Genomic DNA, 4,882 nt, shown 5'->3' with positions numbered 1-4,882 from the left:
CATCTAAATAATATCTTATATCTTTGATATCTAAATTTGCTCTTTTGGCGTATTTTTCAAGTATATAATAAGGAATTTTGGTTTTCTTTTTAGAAAATTTCTTAAAAATTGTTTCATAAAATTCTTTTTTTCTCACACAAGAAAATCTTGCAAAAACAAAAGGAAGACCTGTTTTTTTATACCATAAACTACATAGATCAATATATTTTGAACTATCTTCTAAATAAAGTTTTAAAGCTTTATCTCCTATGATGACTTTTCCATTTTGATTTAAAACTTTAGCCAAAGCATTTGAAGTAGCAGAACTTGGATCTTTTAAACTAGGTGTATTTTTTTGCACTAAAACACTTAAAACTTTTTTATAGGCACAAATTCCAATGTCTAAATTTTGGTATTTTTTTCTTGCACTTTCTATGCTAGATATGATAGCTCCATCAATTCTTCTATAAAATAAATCACGATTTAATTTACTAGGAACTCCTTTTTTAAATTCCATAGAAGCTTTAAAACCATTAGGCAAAGGGTATTTTTTTAAATAAATATGTAAAGGCAATAAATTTATATAATCAATTTTTCCAAAAATCATTTTATTTGTCTAAGGTATTAAATACCCTATCTCCAGCATCTCCTAAACCAGGGACAATATAGGCATTTTTATCTAAACCTTCATCAATACTTGCTATAAAAACATCTACATCACTATGAAAATGATTAAAATTATTTAATCCTTCTAAAGTCCCAAGTATAGATATAAATTTTATTTTTTTAATGCCTTGTTCTTTTAAAAAATTACAAGCTTCAATAGCAGTTGAACCTGTCGCAAACATAGGATCTATAACGATAACTAAACGCTCTTTAGCATCTTTTGGAAGTTTTTGAAAATAAAATTGAGCTTTTAGGGTCTCTTCATCTCTTTGAAAACCTAAAAAACCGATACTTGCATTAGGAATTAATTTAAAAACGCTTTCAAGCATTCCTAAAGCTGCCCTTAATATAGGGCAAATCATAATTTTTTCATCAAGCTCTTTAGCAGTCATTTTAGCTATGGGGGTTCTAATTTCTTTATTTTTTAAATTCAAATCTTTAGTAGCCTCAAAAAGCAAAAAAGAGCTAATTTCATCAATAAGCATACGGAATTGAAAGGGTTTTGTTTCTTTATCTCTTAAAATTCCTAATTTATGCTCTATCAAAGGATGAGAAATTTGATGAATATTTTTCATTTTAAGCTTTCAAAATATTCTTTTTCGTTAAAATTTTTGATTCTAGCTATTTTATCTTTTACTGCAGCACTTGCAACAGCAGTACTTACAATAGCCTTAACTCTATCATCAAAAGGTTTTGGGATCACATAATCTTTTCCAAATTCTAGATTGTTTAGATTGTAAGCTTTTTTCACTTTTTCACTCACAGGAAGTTTGGCTAAATCAGCTAAAGCTTTGGCTGCTGCTATTTTCATATTTTCGGTTATTTTAGTAGCTCTTACATCTAAAGCTCCTCTAAAAATAAAAGGAAAACCTAAGACATTATTGATTTGATTTGGATAATCACTTCTTCCTGTTCCTATAATAGCATCTTTTCTAAGTCTTATAACATCTTCTGGCATTACTTCAGGAATAGGGTTTGCCAAAGCAAAAATGACAGGATCTTTAGCCATTGATAAAACCATTTCATCATCTAAAATTTTAGGCGCTGATAAACCTAAAAAAACATCAGCACCTTTTAAGGCTTCTTTTAAAGTTTTATCCTTTGTATCTGATACAAATTCAAGTTTATAAGAATTTAGATCTTTTCTTTCCTTATTTACCACGCCTTTACTATCAACTAAAATAATATTTTCAACCCCTAAATTTCTATACATTCTAGCACTTGCAACACCAGCTGCTCCAGCACCGCTAATGACTACCTTAATATCTTGAAATTTTTTTCCACTAAGCTCCATAGCATTCATAAGACCTGCTGTTGAAATAATAGCAGTTCCGTGCTGATCATCATGCATAACAGGAATACCTAAATTTTGCAAAGCAGCTTCGATTTCAAAACATTTAGGTGCTGCTATGTCTTCTAAATTTATCCCTCCAACGCTTGGGGCTAAAAATTTACAAAAAGCAACAATATCTTCTATACTATGTGCATTAATTTCAAGGTCAAAAGCATTTACATTAGCAAATTTTTTAAATAAACAAGCTTTACCTTCCATAACAGGCTTGCTTGCACTAGGCCCTATATTTCCAAGCCCTAATACCGCAGAACCATCACTTACAATGGCTACCAAATTTGATTTAGTAGTATAAGTGTAAGCTAGTTCTTCATTTTTTGCGATCTCTAAACATGGCTCTGCAACTCCTGGGCTATATGCTAAAGATAAATCATTGCTTGAATCCATATTTTTAGTTGGTTCAACGCTAATTTTTCCACCTAAATGATAATTTAAGGCATCTTCTTTTGAATACATTATTTCCTCTTTTCTAAGAATCCTTTAATTCTTTTTTTACATTCATTTACTCCTAAAAACTCTAATACTTCAAATATACTAGGGCTCACCGCATTTCCAGTTAAAGCTATGCGCAATGGCTGGGCTAAATCTTTTAATTTTAACTCATATTTTTGTAAAAATTCATTAGTAAATTCTTCAAAATCTTTAGCGGTATTTTGTTCTTTTAATTCTTCACAATATTTAGCCAAAAATTCCAAATTCTTTTCATTAACAAATTTTTCCACTGCAACTTCATCATAGTTTTGTGGTAATTCTATAATACTTTTTGCACTATTTATAATATCAAATAAATTTTTTGCTCTTTCTCTTAATAAATTGAGTAAAAATTTCCCTTTATTGATATTGTCAAAATCAAATCCTAAAGATTTAAGTTCAAAATTAAGTTCATCATAAGCTAGGGTTTTAATATAATGGGCATTAAGCCATTCTAACTTTTTAAAACTATATGAAGATGCACTTTTGCTTATATGATAAGGATCAAAAAGTTCTTTTAATTCTTCCATAGAAAAAATTTCATCATCTTTATGACCCCAGCCTAAACGGACTAAAAAATTAAGCAGGGCTTGAGAAAGTATTCCCATAGCTTTATATTCCATTACATCTGTTGCACCATGTCTTTTGGAAAGTTTTTTGCCATCTTCTCCGTGTATCATTGCAACATGAAAAAACTTAGGAATTTTAAAATTTAAAGCTTCATAAAGAATGATTTGTTTAGGAGTATTGGAAAGATGATCATCGCCTCTTATGACATTATTTACCCCCATTAAAGCATCATCTATCACAACGGTAAAATTATAAGTTGGGCTTCCATCACTTCTTGCTATAATAAAATCATCTAAAATATCTTCGACTTTAAATTTAACTTCACCTTTTATGCCATCGTTAAAAACTATTTCTCCACTAAGTGGTGCTTTAATGCGCACAACAGGTTCTATCCCTTTTGGTGGAGTACCTTTAAAATCTCTATATCTTCCATCGTATCTTGGACGCTCTTTAGCTTTTTCTTGTTTTAAACGCAATTCTTCAAGCTCTTCTTTACTCATATAACAATAATAAGCTTTGCCCTCATCTAAAAGCTTTTGAATATACTGCTTATAGATATCAAAACGCTCTGATTGATAAATAATTTCACCATCATAGTCTAATTTACACCATTTAAAAGCTTCGATAATAGCTTTAGTAGCTTCTTTAGAATTTCTTTTTAAATCTGTATCTTCAATACGCAATAAAAATTTTCCTTTATTTTTTCTTGCGTATAAATAATTATATAATGCTGTTCTTAAACCTCCAATATGCAAATAGCCAGTAGGAGAAGGAGCAAAACGCGTTATAATACTTTCTTGCATTTTTTGCCTTTTCTTAAATTTTTATTGTTATAATGCGATATTTCAACTTAAAAAAGGTTTGATTATGAAAAAAATTTTAGCAACTTGTATTTTTTTATCAAATATTTTATATGCTAACACCATTAATGCGATCTCTATGATAGTAGATAAAGAGCCTATTACACTTTATGAAATACAACAAACAATGAAAAAATTAAATATACCTAGAAATCAAGCTCTAATCATTTTGGTCAATGAAAAAATTGAACAAGCTCAAATCAAAAAATTTGGTATTGCTATAAATGAAATTGATCTTGAAAATAGCATTGATAGAATGTTAGAGCAAAACCGCATAAGCCTTGAGCAATTTAAAAAAGAATTAAAAAATAAAAATCAAAGTTTTGAAATTTTTAAACAAGATTTTAAAAAAGATTTAGAAAAAAGAAAGCTTTATGAACAAATTTTAACAATGGCAAAAATAGATTATAGTGAAGCGGGGGCAAAAAATTTTTTTGAAATGCACAAAAGCGAATTTTCTATTTTTACTGAAATTGATGTAAATATTTATAATTCAAATGATCCAGCAATTTTAGAAGAAATTAAAAAATCTCATAAAATATCCTTTAAAAGAAAACAAGCGCATTTAAATATAAGCAATGCTGATCCGCGTTTATTGGCTCTTTTATCGCAAATTAATATTAATGATTTCTCCCCTGTTTTAAATTCAAAAAATGGCTATGAACTTTACGAGGTTAAAGACAAAAGAGGAGAGCAAACTCCTGAATTTGATGAAGTTAAAAATGAAGTTTTGAATGCTTATATCAATAAACAAAAACAAAATTTCATACAAGATTATTTTGAAAAATTACGCTCAAAAGCTAATATAGAATATATAAGATAAAATTTTAATTTTATCTTTATTTTTTATAAGCAAATAAAATACAATAAATCTTCTCTCATAAAAAGTAAAGAAAGTTTCTTATAATTTAATATTTATTTTGAGTTATAACAAGATATTTATACATATTGTATAAATTAATATTTAGATCAGACTCATTCAATT

General features: G+C 28.2%; 5 protein-coding genes. 1 reads left to right on the top strand and 4 read right to left on the bottom strand.

Features of this window, described 5'->3' with window-relative positions; translation table 11 throughout:
- The 4 genes from JG677_RS07085 to gltX all read right to left on the bottom strand — a co-directional run.
- The coding region (locus tag JG677_RS07085) for an MqnA/MqnD/SBP family protein (protein ID WP_200285953.1) at positions 1–586 on the bottom strand (586 nt) is incomplete at its 3' end.
- Between the two features lies 1 nt (position 587).
- Positions 588–1,220 carry a uracil phosphoribosyltransferase gene (upp, locus tag JG677_RS07080; RefSeq protein WP_200217773.1) on the bottom strand — a complete coding sequence of 211 codons (633 nt, stop codon included), beginning with the start codon at positions 1,218–1,220 and terminating at the stop codon, positions 588–590.
- Positions 1,217–2,452 carry a malic enzyme-like NAD(P)-binding protein gene (locus JG677_RS07075; RefSeq protein ID WP_200217774.1) on the bottom strand — a complete coding sequence of 412 codons (1,236 nt, stop codon included), beginning with the start codon at positions 2,450–2,452 and terminating at the stop codon, positions 1,217–1,219. Before JG677_RS07075 ends, upp begins: the two co-directional genes overlap by 4 nt.
- Positions 2,452–3,840 carry a glutamate--tRNA ligase gene (gene gltX / locus JG677_RS07070; RefSeq protein ID WP_200217775.1) on the bottom strand — a complete coding sequence of 463 codons (1,389 nt, stop codon included), beginning with the start codon at positions 3,838–3,840 and terminating at the stop codon, positions 2,452–2,454. Before gltX ends, JG677_RS07075 begins: the two co-directional genes overlap by 1 nt.
- A 64-nt stretch (positions 3,841–3,904) precedes the next feature.
- Here gltX and JG677_RS07065 point away from each other — a divergent pair, with 64 nt between their 5' ends.
- Positions 3,905–4,720, top strand: a complete 816-nt coding sequence (locus JG677_RS07065; protein WP_200170350.1) for a peptidylprolyl isomerase — start codon at positions 3,905–3,907, stop codon at positions 4,718–4,720.
- Positions 4,721–4,882 lie beyond the last annotated feature (162 nt).

Origin of the sequence: Campylobacter sp. TTU-622 (genome assembly GCF_016598965.1) — a bacterium.
In the GTDB taxonomy this organism is placed as follows: Bacteria; Campylobacterota; Campylobacteria; order Campylobacterales; family Campylobacteraceae; genus Campylobacter_D.
The sequence above is the reverse complement of the archived record's forward strand: the minus strand, read 5'-3'. Positions and strand labels throughout refer to the sequence as shown.